We start from the raw sequence: 15074 nt of genomic DNA, 5'->3' as shown, positions 1-15074 counted from the left end.
ACTTCGCACGTAGCCAATAGCTTAGGACGCTAATGGTTGAAAAAAGCCCCCCAGGTTTGGCGAAGGTCAGATAATGGCGTAAGTTTGCACCCTCCTAACCCGGTGACGTGACCGAGTGGCTAGGTAGAGGTCTGCAAAACCTCCTACGGCGGTTCGAATCCGCCCGTCACCTCTTTCCTGTTCCTGTTTTCTTTTGCTTAGTACCCCGGTTGATTAGCCCCAACCGGGGTTTTTTGCTTTTAAACCCTGCTGTAAGGGTCAATGAAGACTCTTGTAGCAATCTTTTTTCAACAATACATACAATCAAGTTCAAAGTGTAGGTCATTTCAAGTCAATATATTGACTATAAGCTCGTCTGGGCAACTTTACACTGGCTGATCCTTGGGTTTACAATCGCATTATCCCTACATTTCATTTGTGCGTACAACCGCTAGCTTACTTTTTTCCGCCCCAACTTCTTATGAAAATTATTGACCTCCGCACTATGCGCGGCCCGAGCTACTGGTCTGTCAAGCACCTAAAGCTCATTGTGATGAAAGTAGACTTGGAGGACCTGGCGGGCAAATGGTCCAATGCTATTCCAGGGTTAGCAAGTCGTCTCACAAAGCTGCTACCCGGAGTAGGGCAGCCGTGCCCCACTCCCGATTCATCAAAACAAAAACTTAAGTACCCGCCTCTAACACTGGAGCAGCTTACCGACGGTGAGCCAATGTGCCATGTGATTCAGCACGTAGCATTAGAGTTACAGCGTTTGGCGGGGATGCCGGTGTATTGGGGCAAATCTTACCCTTCAGCGCATGAGGAAGGAGTGGAGTTCGTCGTGTTTTCTTATCAAGAAGAGCGAGCTGGTCGTGTAGCCGCCCGGGCCGCGGTGGAGATTGTAGATGCCTTATGCCAAAAACAAAAGGTAGATATTAAGCCCATCATCACAGAACTGCACAATATTCGGGAGGAGGAGTTCTTTGGGCCCAGCACCTATAGTATAGTGGCGGAAGCCGTTTCGCGTAATATTCCGTATATCCGCCTCAAGAATACGTCTGTTATTCAATTGGGCTACGGTGTAAATCAAAAGCGAATTCAGGCTACCACTTCTACTAATACAGCGTTTTTTGCAGTAGACATTGCAGGTAATAAAAACCGCACAAAGGCAATGCTTGCTGATGCAGGTATTCCGGTACCTCGCGGTACCACGGTCTACTCTATCGAGGAATTGCGCACTGCCATTGAAGAGTTAGGGTTTCCTATTGTGACGAAGCCCTTGGATGGAAATCATGGTAAAGGCGCCAGTATTAACATTACAGATTGGAAGACAGCTCAAACGGGCTTTAAGGAAGCCCAGGTATATTCGCGTGCCGTCATCGTAGAGCAGTTTATAGAGGGTTTTGACCATCGACTACTGGTTGTTAATGGCCAGCTTGTGGCAGCAGCAAAACGCAAGCCTGCTTCCGTCCTAGGCGATGGGAAAAGCACAATTCAGGAGCTTATTGACCAGGTTAACCAGGATCCACGCCGCGGCGAGGGCCACGAGAAGGTTCTTACCAAGATAACGGCTGATAAGCATACGATGGCCATTCTCGAAGCCCGCGACCTGACGTTAAAATCAGTACTGCCGGAGGGAGAAGAGTTGTTTTTGAAGAGTACTGCTAACATCAGTACGGGTGGTACAGCTACTGATGTCACCGATTTGGTGCATCCTTACAATGTGCTATTAGCGGAGCGAGCAGCCGGTATAATTGGCCTTGATATATGCGGCATCGATCTGCTTACCTCAGATATTGCCATTCCGCTTAACGAATCTCGCGGGGCTGTGATTGAGGTAAACGCGGCACCAGGATTCCGGATGCATATTTCGCCGGCTGAGGGCCTGCCTCGGAACGTAGCTGCACCTGTGGTAGATATGCTATTTCCGCGTGGTACTCCTTCGCGTATTCCTATTATGGCCGTCACGGGTACTAATGGCAAAACTACCACTACCCGCATGTTAGCCCACATGGTAGCTGCACAAGGCTACAAAGTAGGCTTTACGACTACCGATGGTATCTATATTCAGGGTAACCAGCTAGAGCAAGGCGACTGTACGGGGGGGCAAAGCACAGAGTTTGTACTGCGTGACCCCACGGTGAACTATGCTGTGCTGGAAGTAGCGCGAGGCGGCATGCTCCGCTCCGGTCTGGGATTTGACGTCTGCGATATCGCTATTGTAACCAACGTAGCGGCCGACCATCTTGGCATGCGCGATATTAATACGGTAGAGGAAATGGCCGCTGTAAAAGGGGTATTGCCTCGCACAGTATGCAAAAACGGCTGGGCTATTCTCAATGCCGATGATGACTTGGTATACGCTATGGCCGAACGACTGCACTGCCGCGTAGCATTTTTCAGCATGAACGAAAAAAATCCTCGCATTCTCGATCACGTTGAAAATGGTGGTGTGGCAGCCGTGTACGAGGAAGGCTACGTGACTATCTATCAAAATAGCTACAAGCTGCGCATAGATCGGGCCGTTGAATTTCCTATTACCCTAGGCGGACGCGCTACTTTCAACATCGAAAATAGCTTAGCAGTAGCGCTGGCTGGCTATGTAGCCGGATTTACGAAAGATTCTATCAAGACTGCATTACGAACCTTCGTACCCTCAGCTGCCAAGACTCCAGGTCGTATGAATGTGTTCAAGTTTCCGGAATTTGAGGTGATTGTGGACTATGCGCATAATACGGCCGGAATTACCAAGTACGCTGAGTTTTTGAATAATACACCAGCCACGCACAAGGTGGGTATCGTATCAGGGTTGGGCGACCGTCGTGATGAGGATACTATAAGCTTTGCACGCGTAGCAGGAAAAATATTCGATGAAGTGATCCTTCGCCAAGATAAAGACCTGCGGGGTAAGTCAGGGGAGGAGATATATGCTCTGATGACGCGTGGCCTTCGTATGGACAAGCCTGATCTGCCGATTACGTACATCGAAGACGAGACAGAAGCCATCCATCACGTACTGCATACTGCCCGGCCAGGCTCTGTCATTAGTGTTTTTACAGAGAAAATACCTTCTACAATCAAGCAGATCGAGGAGTTTGAAGCACAGATCGTGCAAGCGTAAAAGCTGTCTTGGTTCAATATTCACTAAAAAAGCCCCCCAGATACTTTCTGGGGGGCTTTTTTGTAGGTGAAATGATCTGCGGCTTACTTCAGGGTGAAGGTCGATTTGCCGATCATCACGCCTCCTTCATACAGCTCAACGGTGTGAAGACCCGTTTTGTAGGCTGCGCCTTTCGCGTACACAAACTGCACGGGCTGACGGGTATTATCATACACGATGTCCTGCTTGGCCGTGTAGAAGGCCTCGGAGCCATCAATCATGAAAGTGCCACCGCCGGTGCTTAGGTTATACAGCGCCGAGCCGTCGGGCTCCACGAGGCGCATCATAATCTGCTTGGTTTCCTTAGGCGATACGTCGTTGCGGGCAAGGTTGAAGGTCACCTTGATTTTCTCTACACGCTTGGCTTTGAACTCGTTATCGTCGTCGTCCTTCTCTTTGTTCCGAGCGTTAATCACGTTCACGCGAATATTGTCGGCCTGAAGGCGGGAGGCCACCGCTACTTTCTCCGAAAGCTCCTGGTTGGTGCGAGCGATAGTCGAAATGGTGTCGGTGAGCTTGTTCTGACGCTCTTTCAGCGTGGTAGTTTCCGTGTACAATACTTCGTTGTCGGCTTTCAGCTGAGCAATTTCCTCGTCCTTTTTGCGAAGTTGCTGCTCCAGGTTGGTGGCGCGGTTGCGGAAGCGGGCTTGCTCGGCCAGCGAGAAGCTGCCTTTGCGGAAGGAGCGAAGCTTCAGCAAGTCAGAGTTGATGGTAGCAATGCGGGCTTCCAGCGAGTCATTGGCAAGGCCCATGGCCTGTACTTCCTGGCTTTGACGCTCAAAATCGGCTTTGAGGGTCTCGTATTGTTTGATTTGTTCTTCAAGCCGGACATCCTTTGCCTTTACCTCGGCTGTCAGCTGTTCATTTTGCTTGCCTTTCTGATTGTTCATGTAGAAAAGCAGGGCATTGATACCGGCCAGAACCAGAAATAGAGCCACTATCAGCAAAAGACGGCTCTTGTTTTTAGGCTCCGTGTTTTCGTTTTGTTCCATTGAGGAAGGGGATTGGTTAATTAATGTGGAAGTACGCGGCTAGTTAGGACGGTACGCTACCTTTACGCACAAAAATAAAGGACTTACCCACGTGGGCAAGTTTCGGCACTAAATACTCCATTTGCACGAATATGGATTTACTGCTTGATGAGACCTATTGGCGTACCCGGTATGCTACCGGCCAAACCGGCTGGGATGTGGGAGCCATAACGCCCCCATTACAGGATTATTTTAAGCAGTTAGGGCCACCCGATAATCGGCGTATCCTTATTCCAGGCGCGGGGAGGGCGTATGAAGCCGAATACCTGCACCGCCAAGGCTTCAGCGAGGTGTTCGTAGCCGACCTGGCGCCGGAGGCACTGGAAGCGCTGCAGCAGCGTGTGCCCAGCTTCCCTGGGGGGCATTTATTGCAGCAAGATTTTTTTGCGCTGTCGGCTGAGCCCCCTTATGATTTAATTGTAGAGCAGACGTTCTTTTGTGCATTGCCCCGCACGCTTCGTCCGGATTATGCTCGGCAGTGCGCGCATTTATTGCGGCCGGGGGGCAAATTAGTGGGCTTGCTATTCGAGGCAGATTTTGGCCCCTCATCCGAACCACCTTTCGGTGGCACCCGCTCGGAGTACCGAGCGTACTTTGAGCCGTATTTCAAGTTCATTCACTTCGATACTGCGTACAACTCCATCCGGCCCCGGCAGGATAGGGAGTTGTTTATTTGTTTGGAGAAAAAGTAATCAAAACCCTGCTCATGTTTAATTCTCTCGCCAACGCGCTCCCCCATTTTCGCAACACCAACTCCGGTCAGTTCTTTTTGATGGCTGGTCCCTGTGTCATTGAGGGTGAAGACATGGCCTTGCGCATCGCCGAGCGTGTGCGCCACATCACGGACAAGCTGCAAATTCCTTACATCTTCAAAGGCTCTTACCGCAAGGCAAACCGGTCGCGCCTCGATTCTTATACTGGTATCGGTGACGAAACGGCGTTGCGCATCCTGCAAAAAGTAGGGCGCGAAATCGGGGTGCCGACCGTCACGGATATTCACGAGTCGGATGAAGCGGCTCTCGCGGCCGAGTACGTGGATGTCCTTCAGATTCCCGCCTTTCTGTGCCGCCAAACCGATTTGCTCTTGGCTGCGGCCAAAACCGGCAAGGTGGTCAACATTAAAAAAGGTCAGTTCCTGTCGGGCGAGGCCATGCAGTTTGCCGTGGATAAAGTGCGGCAGTCGGGCAATGAGCACGTGGTGCTCACCGACCGCGGCAACTCTTTTGGCTACGCCGATTTAGTCGTTGACTTTCGCAATCTGCCCGTGATGCAACGCTTCGATGTGCCCGTGGTGATGGACGTGACGCACTCACTGCAACAGCCTAACCAAGCCAGCGGCGTGACTGGTGGTCAGCCGGCCCTCATCGAAACCATCGCCAAAGCCGCCATTGCTGTTGGCGCCGATGGCTTGTTTATCGAAACGCACCCGACGCCCGCCACTGCCAAATCGGATGGCGCTAACATGCTGCCTCTGGATCAGTTGGAGGCATTGATGGTGAAGCTCACACGAGTGCGGGATGCAATTCGGTAATCAAAACGACTCAGCGTGCCGTTAAGCTTAGGCCGAAAGGCGGCGAGCCCGGTCTAACAGCTTATCCATCACATGATCGAAACGGAGTGAGAAATGCTGCTTCGGCTGGTTTTTCCTGAAAAATACCAAGCCCATAAAAAACAGGTCCACGGTCAACATCACTTCCGGGTGCGCTTTGATGGCTTCCCAGGCCTTCTCCATCTCTGCTGACCAATGAATGTCGTCGAGGACGAACACGCTTTGGTCGGTGCGGCAGGCGAGGCACTGCTCGAAGTAGCGCACCGTAGGCTCGTAGCGGTGGTTTCCGTCGAAAAAGGCAAAGTCTATGGGGGCAGATAGTGCGGCTAGGGTAGGGGCAAGGGTATCATCGAGGTTGCCTTCGATAAGCTCCACAGTGCGCAGACCTAAGCTATTGAATGTTTCGCGAGCTACGGCAGCGGTGGCCGGGCAGCCCTCAAACGTAATTATTCGGCTTTTGCTGTTTGCCGTAGCCAAGTATGCAGTAGTCAGGCCCAGCGACGTGCCCAACTCCAGCACCGTGCGCGGCTGAAAATGATTCACCAACCGAAACAGAAGCTGCCCGAGCTGCCGCGGCTTGGCGGCGGTGCGGGCAATGTCGCGCACGCGGCGCTGCCGACCGGCGCCCGTATGGGAGCCGGCCCCGAAGTCGGTTACGGTTATAATCTGCTCACTGGCTAGTAATTCGGTGCGGCAGTGCTCAACATCCTCGTAGCGGGCAAAAAAGCCGGTATGGCGCACCACATTATTATATAACGCAAAAACGAACGGGGAATGCAAGCCGTGCGCATTCCCCGAGCGGAGCAAAAATCGGATGTAACTGAATGCTTGGTAAAGCAAGAAGTTGAATGGCTAAATGGGTGGATAGCTACATGGCTGGTCGTTGAACGATTAACCATTTAACCACTCAGCCATTTGACCTGAAGTCTAATTTAGGCGATACGGCACAACCAGCGTAAATTCTGGTATCTCAACCGTGAATTCGCGGCCGTCGGCGAGGCGCTCCATTTGGTAGGTGCCGCGCATTTTGCCAAGGCCGGTTTTGAGATTACACCCTGACACGTACTGATGAGCCTCGCTGGGTTCTAATACAGGTTGCTGACCTACAACACCTTCGCCCTCCACTTCGCGTACGACGCCGTTAGCATCATAAATGTACCAATGGCGACGGAGCAACTTTACGGTGTACTCGCTGTTGTTGCGAATATCAATTTTATAGGCAAACACGTAATGTTCCTGGCCGGGGCTGGAATAATCGGGTAGATAGTTGGTCGTAACACTAACGGTCACTCCCTGCGTAGTGGTAGTATTCATGGCGCCTGTGCGGTTCGGTGGATAACTAACAGCCGTTCTTGGAATTTGGTTTATCTACGCAAGCCGCCTGCAGAAAGGCTTGCCGAACCCGTAAAAATCTTTTCCCTATGTCCATAAAGATAGAAGAAAGCTGGCGCAAAGTACTACAAGACGAGTTCGAAAAGCCCTATTTTCAACATCTTATCGCTTTTGTAAAAGGCGAGTACGCCACAACTACCGTGTATCCGCCTGGGGGGCAAATTTTTCATGCCTTTGAGGCCTGCCCTTTCGACCAGACCAAAGTCGTGATTTTGGGCCAAGACCCGTATCATGGCCGGGGCCAAGCGCATGGGCTGGCCTTTTCGGTAGCAGATGGCGTGCGCACGCCGCCTTCTTTGCAAAACGTTTTCAAGGAGCTCCAGGCCGATCTGCCCGAAACTCCGCCGGCTCCCAACGGCAACCTCGACCGCTGGGCCGAACAAGGTGTGCTTTTGCTTAATGCTACGCTTACTGTTCGGGCTGCTGAGCCGGGCTCCCACCAAAAAAAGGGCTGGGAGCAGTTCACAGATACGGTTATTCAGCGCGTTTCAGAGCAGAAAGAGCACCTGGTATTCATTCTGTGGGGCGCTTATGCTCAAAAGAAAGTGGAGCTGATTGATGAGAAAAAACATCTGGTTCTGAAAGCTGCGCACCCTTCGCCCTACGCCGCCGACCGTGGCTTCTTTGGCTCTCGGCCCTTCAGCAAAACCAACGAATATCTGCGTCAGCACGGCTTAGAACCAATTAAGTGGTAAAGTAGCGTTTGATGTTTGCTCTCTTAATCAAAAAAGCCCCCCAGAATTGTTCTGGGGGGCTTTTTTGATTCCAAATCGAAATTGACTTAGTGGATAATATCGAATAGACGGCTCCAACGGATTTTACTGAAGAAATCAGCGTAAGGATCTACGGAGAGCCAAATCAGAACGGCCTTGCCTACGATGTGATCTTCGGGCACAAAGCCCCAGTAACGCGAGTCGAGCGAGTTGTGGCGGTTGTCGCCCATCATGAAGTAGTAGTTTTGCTTGAAGGTGTAGCTGGTGAGCGGCTTGCCATTCTGCGACAACACTCCATTCGCGTACGTCACGCCTTCATTGCGCTCGTAGCGCATGATGATTTTCTGATAGATAGCCGTGTTCTGCGGCGTAAGCTCCACGGTCTGGCCTTTCTTCGGGATTTGCAGCGGACCGTAGTTGTCGCGGTTCCAAGGAAAAGCAGCCGTAGGCGTGCTGTGTGGGTAGTCAGGGTTGTTCGGGAAAACTTCTGATTCAGCTTGGCCCGGCTGCGCTACTTCTTCCACCACACCTTTAATGAAGGGCTGCAGCTTGAAATAAGCTGCTATTGTAGAAGTAGTATTTACCACGTAAGCCGGTCCAATAGCTGTTGTTTGCGCCTGGGGCACACCGTTAGGCGTGTTGGAGTCCGTTACACCCAAATCCTGGAATACCTTATCGCGCACAGGCTCAGCTACCTGTAAGTAATAGCTGGATTGCATTTGTGGCGGATTCTCAAGCGGCTGACCGTTGATATGCACCTGCGTTTTCTTTATTTCCAGTACATCACCGGCTACAGCTACGCAGCGCTTAATGTAATTGGTACGCAGGTCGGCAGGGTGCTCGCTCTCGAAAGGAATGTTAAAAACGACAACATCACCACGCGTTACCTCCGAAAAACCGGGCAAGCGGTAGGAGGGAAGCTGAATGGCATCGGAATAGCTCTTAATGTTCGTGCCCCAGATAGTTTGGTGGGTAAGTGGCACCTGCAGAGGTGTTTGGGGCGTGCGCGGACCGTAGTGCAGCTTGCTCACAAACAGATAATCGCCGACCAGCAGGGAGCTTTCCATGGAAGGCGTCGGGATGGTGTATGCCTCAAAAGTGGCCCAGCGAATAAGCGAGGCTACCACCACGGCAAAGAGAATGGCGTCGCCCCACTCCCGCAAAAAGCCCTTCGGCTTTTTTGGTGCTGCTTCGGTAGTGGAGGTTTTCTCCCAGAATTTTACGGCCATAAATCAAGACGAAAACGGACAGCACGCTGCCCAAGCAAAGCAAGGATACAATTGAATGATTAAATATCCGAATTAATGAAGGAATGTGCTTTGTATAGGTCAGACACTGAATAATCGACAAATAACACGCATCATAATATAGTGCGTTCCTACAATCCGAGTAGCTCCTTCATGCCAAATACACCCTTGCGGCCTGGCAGCCATTCGGCGGCTAGCAACGCTCCCTGCACGAATCCATCACGCGTGTGCGCCTCGTGCTTTAGCTCAATGGTGTCGGCGGGGGATGAGTACGTAACAATGTGTGTACCAACTACTTGGCCTGTCCGCTCCGAAAGTACAGCCAGTTCTTGCGGAGCAGAAGTAGGCTCGTTGCGCCAGATGGTCTTGGTCGGAAAGTGACGAATGATAGATTCGGCGGCGGTAAGAGCGGTGCCGCTGGGCTGATCTACTTTCTGCGTATGATGAATTTCGCGCACCTGCACATCGTAGCCCCCGAAGTGGTGCATTTTGGCGGCGATGTATTCGTTGAAATGGAAGAACAGGTTCACGCCCACACTGTAGTTAGAAGCGTAAAAAAGCCCCCCACCCGTTTCCTTGCATAGGTCGCGGGCTTCCTGAAAATGGTGCAGCCAGCCCGTGGAGCCACAAACAACTGGAAGTCCCTGGCGCAGGGCAGCACTCACATTGGCGAAGGCAGCATCTGGATGGGTAAACTCAATGGCGGCGTCAACGGTTGTAGCGTCAAAGTCGGAGATGCGCGCGCCGGGCCGCGAGGGGTCCACGATGCCAGCAATCTGGTGGCCTCGGGCAATAGCCTGGGCCTCAATGGCCTGGCCCATTTTGCCGTAGCCAATCAGCAGCAATTTCATTTTGTTGAGCGGGTAGTAGACTTCAAATTTAAACTAAGATTGATGCCGGCTGTGGGCTGCGCCGTGGGCATGTAGAGCATCGTGGGCTCCAAGCGCAGACTTAGATCGTCACTGACGTCGAAGTCGCGTAAGTGGGCATCCACGAGGGCATCAACCACGCCGATTGCGTAAGCCACGGCTGAAAAAGCAATCCACTTGTCGCGGTTACGACGGTAGATAATCAAACCGCGGTCGATGGTCGCATTGTCCTCGATCGTACTGGAAAGCGGGCCGGTATCAATGGTCAAAGGGTCGTTATCATTGCGGGCTGCTTTTGCTTCCCGAAACTCTTTAAAGCGACTTTGAAAGTGAAATTCCACCGTAAGAGCCGTACCTAACACGCCGTACACAATCGGTAGCTTCCAGTATTTGCGGTTGTAGATCTGGCCGGCACCGGGCACCAGCGCCGACAGCATGGCAGCCTTGCCTGGCCGCGTCAGGTGAAGCCCGAATAGCCTCTCGGTGCGCCGCGTGGTATCAGCTACCGCTGGGGTGCTGACCTGAGTCGAATCGGAACCTGCAGTAACTACCTGGGCTTGCGCCGACTGGGCCAGTGGGGCTCCCACTAAGCATAACAAAATCGCCGCTTTCCAATGCCCAGTCATCTGCCGTTGCTACCTACTAAGACGGTTGAAGAATATGAAGAATGCGCTGCATGTCTTCCACCGAGTCAAACGCAATTCTGATCTCGCCATTGCCCTGCGGATTTGGCTTCACCTGCACCCGGCTGCCGAAGCGGTCGGAGAGGTGACGCTCCGTGCGGCGCAACTCGGCTACGGGAACTGGCTGTGGGGCGTTTTCGGGAGCTTTCTGACCAGGCGTAGTGGCCGGAGCACTGGCCGCACCGCCACCACGTACAATCTGTTCTACACGACGCACCGACAGGTCTTCGGCCACAATGCGACGATATAGCATCAGCTGCTGCTCGGCATCCTCAATGTTGATGAGGGCGCGAGCATGACCCATCGAAATTTCGGCGTCGCGCAAGCCGATCTGGATGTCGGGGGGCAATTTCAGCAGCCGCAGGTAGTTAGTTACCGTTGAGCGGTTTTTGCCCACCCGGTCGCCGAGTTCTTCCTGCTTTAGGCTGCACTCGCTTACCAGTCGCTGGTAGCTCAGGGCAATTTCTATCGCGTTAAGATTCTCGCGCTGAATATTCTCAATCAGGGCCATTTCCAGCATTTGCTGGTCATCGGCCTTGCGGATATACGCCGGAATTGTGTCCAGGCCGGCCAGCTTGGAAGCCTGCAAACGCCGCTCGCCGCTGATGAGCTGATAAGAATTGGTGCCCAACTGGCGCACGGTTACGGGCTGAATAATGCCCTGAATCCGAATAGACTCAGCCAATTCCTGCAATGCCTGCTGGTCGAAGTGCGTACGCGGCTGGTACGGGTTAGCCTCGATATGATTCACCGAAATGAAGCCCACCGAATTAACCGGATGCGGCACCAGCCGTTCACCTTTTTTCTCGTAGCTGCCTTCAATAAGGGCATTTAGCCCGCGACCTAAGCCGCCAATTTTGCGCTTCGGAACTGATGCGGGAGTTTTTTCTTCGTTCTTCTCTGACATACCTACTAACAGCCTGAGCCCAGTACCGGGCCAAAGCGGGATTCAAAAATACACAAACGCCGGGGAAGGACCTGAAATTTTACCTCCCGCTGCTTTCATTGCCCTAAAACGAAAGCTGGCAGATGGAACACCACCTGCCAGCTTTCGTTTTTTCATCGGTTAATCAGACCTTAAGCTGCTTCATCCTCAGCTGCTTCCGGGTCGGCAGCTACCGAGTTCTTCTCCACAATCTCGCGGGCTAAGTTCAGGTAGCTAATTGAGCCTTTGCTGTCCGCATCGTGCAGAATGACCGGAATACCGAAGCTCGGCGACTCGCTCAGCTTTACGTTGCGCGGAATGATGGTATCGAAGACGAGTTGCTGAAAGTGGAGCTTTACTTCCTCTACCACTTGATTAGAGAGGCGCAGGCGCACATCGTACATCGTCAGCAGAATTCCCTCAATTTCCAGCTCCGGGTTAAGGCGGCTCTGAATGATTTTGATGGTATTCAGCAATTTGCCCAAGCCTTCCAACGCGAAGTACTCGCACTGCACCGGAATAATAACGGAGTGCGCCGCCGTAAGGGCGTTCACCGTTATTAAACCTAAGCTCGGCGAGCAGTCAATAATGATGAAGTCATACTGATCAGCCAGTGGCCGCAGCGCCTCTTTCATCTTCTCTTCCCGGTTAGGCAGATTGATCATCTCCACTTCCGCTCCCACCAAATCGATGTGGGAAGGCATAAGGTCGAGGTGAGGCAAGATGTTGGTTTGCAGAATGATATCCTGAGCATTGATGCCATCTACCATGCACTCATAGATGCTGTTCTGAATATCCTTGGGGTCGAAGCCAACACCGGAAGTAGCGTTGGCCTGTGGGTCGGCGTCAACGAGCAGAGTACGGTATTCCAAAGCCGCCAAGCTAGCTGCAAGGTTGATGGATGACGTGGTCTTTCCCACTCCACCCTTCTGATTGGCTACCGCGATAATTTTTCCCATGTGGGTTTATTCTTACTTGTTTAATAGCTGATATTCTAAATAGTAAAAGGCTGATTGCTGATGTTATAAATCAATCGTTCAGCCTTTTAACTAGTTGAATTACAACTCCATTGTCGACCCGATGGCCATCAACACTAATTCTTTTCCGGCTTGCGTGGCCTGTTCGCGGGCCGCGTCGTGGTCGATTTTAATAGGCGGGAAAGTATCGTAATGCATGCCGATAAATTGGCGGACCCCTACCCAGTTGGCCGCTTCGATTGCATCGTCAACGCCCATGGTGAAGTTATCACCAATGGGCAGAATAGCAAAATCCAGTTCATGCCGCTCATTAATGAGCTTCATGTCGTAGGTGAGGGCGGTATCGCCGGCGAAGTAAAAGTTTTTCTCGGTGGTTTCAATTACAAAGCCAGCCGCTAAGCCCCCGTAGGAGCCATCAGGCATAGAACTAGAGTGAGCAGCGGGCACTAGCTTCACAGTACCGAAGGGCAGCTTTATTTTGCCCCCCAGGTTCATTTTGTAGTTGGCTTTCAAGCCTTTCGCTTCAAACCAGCTGAGCACTTCAAACATCCCCACCAACTCAGCACCCGTGCGCTTACCTATCTCTTCTGCATCGGCTACGTGGTCGCCGTGGCCGTGGCTGAGCAAGATAAAATCAGCCTCAATTTTCTCGACGTCAATGTTCTTCGCTAACTCATTAGGACGAATAAAGGGGTCGAAGAGCACTTTGGTGCCGCCAATCTCAGCCAGGAAGCAGGAGTGGCCGTAATAGGTCAATTTCATAAATAAAGCGAAGCGGAAAGGAGCGGTCAGACGCCAATTTAGCGTTACACTTGCACCGAACTTAGCACAAATATACACTGTTTCGCCTTTCTCATGTTTCCGTTTTTGCGTCGTTTTGCTGGTTTTGCCCTTCCGTTGCTCACGGCATTAGCTAGCTGCGGTGGCCCAAGTAGCCCTACCGACGAGCGCCGCGTTTTCCGTTATAACCAGCCAGAAGCCCTCAGTTCGCTTGACCCTGCTTTTGCCCGCAATCAGGCTAATACATGGGCCGTGACGCAGTTATATAATGGCTTGGTAGAGCTCGACGACCAACTAAAACCCGGCCCCGCTCTGGCCCGGCACTACGATATTTCGTCTGATGGCCGCCGCTATACATTCACGCTTAGGCCTAATGTATACTTCCACGACAGCGAGGTATTTCCGGGGGGCAAAGGTCGGCGCGTAACGGCTCAGGATTTTGTGTACAGTTTTCGTCGGCTGCTCGATCCTGTTACGGCCAGCACTGGCGGCTGGATTTTCAGGGGCAAAGTGCTGGAAAACGCCGCGGGCGAGCCTTCGGATACGGCCTTTGTGGCAGTGAACGATAGCACTGTGCGAATATATTTGCAGGAGCCGTTTATTCCCTTTCTGAGCATTCTGACGATGCCTTACGCCTACGTGGTGCCCCGCGAGGCAGTGCAGCGCTATGGCAAGGACTTCCGGGAGCACCCGGTAGGTACGGGGCCGTTTCAGTTTAAGGATTGGGACGAAGGCAATGCGATTGTTTACCACCGCAATCCACGCTACTGGCGCAAGGATGCGCAGGGTCAGCCGCTGCCGTACCTGGATGCCGTCCAAATATCCTTTATCCAGGATCGCAAAACCGAGTTTCTAACGTTTCAGCAGGGTAAGCTTGACTTTGTGAGCGGCATCAGGGCCGGCTCGCGCGACTTGATTTTGCACCCCGATGGCACTGTCCGCGAAGATTTTGAGGGCAAGTTCCGCTTTGAGAAAGTGCCATATCTGAACACGGAATATCTTGGAATTCAGCAGGATCCTACTAATCTGCGGGGGGAGGCGGCGAATCCTGCGCTGCGCGATAAACGGGTGCGCCAGGCCTTAAGCTACGCGCTCAATAAGCCTGAATTGATTGCTTATTTCCTCAATAATGTGGGCCGGCCCGGCAACTCAGGGTTTGTGCCGGCTTCTTTGCCGTCGTTTAGCGAGAAGCTGGTTCCCGGCTACACCTATCAGCCCGAAAAGGCCCGCGAGCTACTGAAGGCCGCTGGCTATGGGGTTGGCAAAGCACTGCGCCTGCGCCTGGGTACGGTGGCTGAAACCAAGGAAATAACAGAGTATCTGCAGAAGAAATGGGCGGAAGTGGGCGTGCAGGTGACCATCGATGTGAGTCAGGGGGCGGCTCATCAGGAGAATGTGGATAACGGACGTGCGGCTTTTTTTACTAAGTCCTGGCTGGGCGATTATCCGGATGCGGAAAACTATCTGGCGCTGTTTTACAGCAAGAACTTTTCGCCCGCCGGCCCCAATAAAACGCACTTTAAAAATGCCGCTTATGACCGCCTCTATGAACTCGCCCAACTGGAGCAGGATACGGAGAAGCGCTACGATCTATACCGCCAGATGGACCGCATTATAGTGGAAGAAAGCCCCGTTATTCCGCTGTATTACGATGAGGTAGTGCGACTTACGCAAAACAACGTGCAGGGCCTGAAGCCAAACCCAATGAATCAGCTGGTACTGGAGCGGGTGCGGAAACTATAAAGCAACCGCTAGTTTGAGCCGCCCTT

Annotated in this window: 14 protein-coding genes and 1 tRNA gene; 6 read left to right on the top strand and 9 right to left on the bottom strand. The window is 52.4% G+C overall.

The annotated features are described in order from the left end of the window. The first annotated feature begins 101 nt into the window (after positions 1-101). Positions 102-172, top strand: a tRNA-Cys gene (locus IEW06_RS00425). 288 nt (positions 173-460) lie between these two features. Then, entirely contained in the window at positions 461-3100 is a 2640-nt protein-coding gene (gene cphA, locus IEW06_RS00420; RefSeq protein ID WP_188547154.1) for a cyanophycin synthetase, read from the top strand. Positions 3101-3183: 83 nt separating this feature from the next. Here the strand turns inward: cphA and IEW06_RS00415 are convergent, their stop codons facing one another. Beyond that, entirely contained in the window at positions 3184-4131 is a 948-nt protein-coding gene (locus tag IEW06_RS00415) for a DUF8428 domain-containing protein (RefSeq protein WP_187731256.1), read from the bottom strand. A 131-nt stretch (positions 4132-4262) separates the two neighbouring features. On the opposite strand from IEW06_RS00415, the gene IEW06_RS00410 reads away from it, so the two are divergent. Together IEW06_RS00410 and kdsA are read left to right on the top strand one after the other, a co-directional pair. Beyond that, the gene (locus tag IEW06_RS00410; protein WP_188547152.1) at positions 4263-4862 is read left to right on the top strand and encodes a methyltransferase; all 600 of its coding nucleotides are present in this window, start codon (positions 4263-4265) and stop codon (positions 4860-4862) included. A gap of 14 nt (positions 4863-4876) precedes the next feature. Continuing rightward, entirely contained in the window at positions 4877-5701 is an 825-nt protein-coding gene (kdsA, locus tag IEW06_RS00405) for a 3-deoxy-8-phosphooctulonate synthase (RefSeq protein ID WP_187731257.1), read from the top strand. Between the two features lie 27 nt (positions 5702-5728). Here kdsA and IEW06_RS00400 read toward each other — a convergent pair whose 3' ends face one another. Both IEW06_RS00400 and apaG read right to left on the bottom strand, forming a co-directional pair. Further along, positions 5729-6559: an O-methyltransferase gene (locus tag IEW06_RS00400; protein WP_188547150.1), complete on the bottom strand. Its 831-nt coding sequence runs from the start codon at positions 6557-6559 to the stop codon at positions 5729-5731. A gap of 87 nt (positions 6560-6646) precedes the next feature. After that, entirely contained in the window at positions 6647-7033 is a 387-nt protein-coding gene (gene apaG, locus IEW06_RS00395) for a Co2+/Mg2+ efflux facilitator ApaG/CorD (protein ID WP_133272011.1), read from the bottom strand. A gap of 107 nt (positions 7034-7140) precedes the next feature. On the opposite strand from apaG, the gene IEW06_RS00390 reads away from it, so the two are divergent. Further along, complete coding sequence (locus tag IEW06_RS00390) at positions 7141-7806, top strand: uracil-DNA glycosylase (protein WP_187731258.1); 666 nt, start codon at positions 7141-7143, stop codon at positions 7804-7806. Positions 7807-7892: 86 nt separating this feature from the next. Here IEW06_RS00390 and lepB read toward each other — a convergent pair whose 3' ends face one another. From lepB to IEW06_RS00360, 6 genes are all read right to left on the bottom strand, one after another. Further along, complete coding sequence (gene lepB / locus IEW06_RS00385) at positions 7893-9053, bottom strand: signal peptidase I (protein WP_187731259.1); 1161 nt, start codon at positions 9051-9053, stop codon at positions 7893-7895. A gap of 149 nt (positions 9054-9202) precedes the next feature. Continuing rightward, the gene (dapB, locus tag IEW06_RS00380; RefSeq protein ID WP_187731260.1) at positions 9203-9922 is read right to left on the bottom strand and encodes a 4-hydroxy-tetrahydrodipicolinate reductase; all 720 of its coding nucleotides are present in this window, start codon (positions 9920-9922) and stop codon (positions 9203-9205) included. Further along, positions 9919-10527: a DUF5683 domain-containing protein gene (locus tag IEW06_RS00375; RefSeq protein WP_187731261.1), complete on the bottom strand. Its 609-nt coding sequence runs from the start codon at positions 10525-10527 to the stop codon at positions 9919-9921. The genes dapB and IEW06_RS00375 overlap by 4 nt, the downstream gene beginning before the upstream one ends. Before the next feature lie 55 nt (positions 10528-10582). After that, on the bottom strand, positions 10583-11530 hold the full coding sequence (locus tag IEW06_RS00370; protein ID WP_187731262.1) for a ParB/RepB/Spo0J family partition protein: 948 nt from the start codon (positions 11528-11530) through the stop codon (positions 10583-10585). A gap of 170 nt (positions 11531-11700) precedes the next feature. After that, positions 11701-12507, bottom strand: coding sequence for a ParA family protein (locus tag IEW06_RS00365; protein ID WP_133272017.1), 807 nt, complete (start codon positions 12505-12507; stop codon positions 11701-11703). A 99-nt stretch (positions 12508-12606) separates the two neighbouring features. Beyond that, complete coding sequence (locus tag IEW06_RS00360) at positions 12607-13287, bottom strand: metal-dependent hydrolase (protein WP_188547148.1); 681 nt, start codon at positions 13285-13287, stop codon at positions 12607-12609. 93 nt (positions 13288-13380) lie between these two features. On the opposite strand from IEW06_RS00360, the gene IEW06_RS00355 reads away from it, so the two are divergent. Beyond that, complete coding sequence (locus tag IEW06_RS00355) at positions 13381-15048, top strand: ABC transporter substrate-binding protein (protein ID WP_188547146.1); 1668 nt, start codon at positions 13381-13383, stop codon at positions 15046-15048. Positions 15049-15074: the final 26 nt, after the last annotated feature.

It is taken from the genome of Hymenobacter qilianensis (genome assembly GCF_014638675.1).
In the GTDB taxonomy this organism is placed as follows: Bacteria; Bacteroidota; Bacteroidia; order Cytophagales; family Hymenobacteraceae; genus Hymenobacter; species Hymenobacter qilianensis.
The sequence above is the reverse complement of the archived record's forward strand: the minus strand, read 5'-3'. Positions and strand labels throughout refer to the sequence as shown.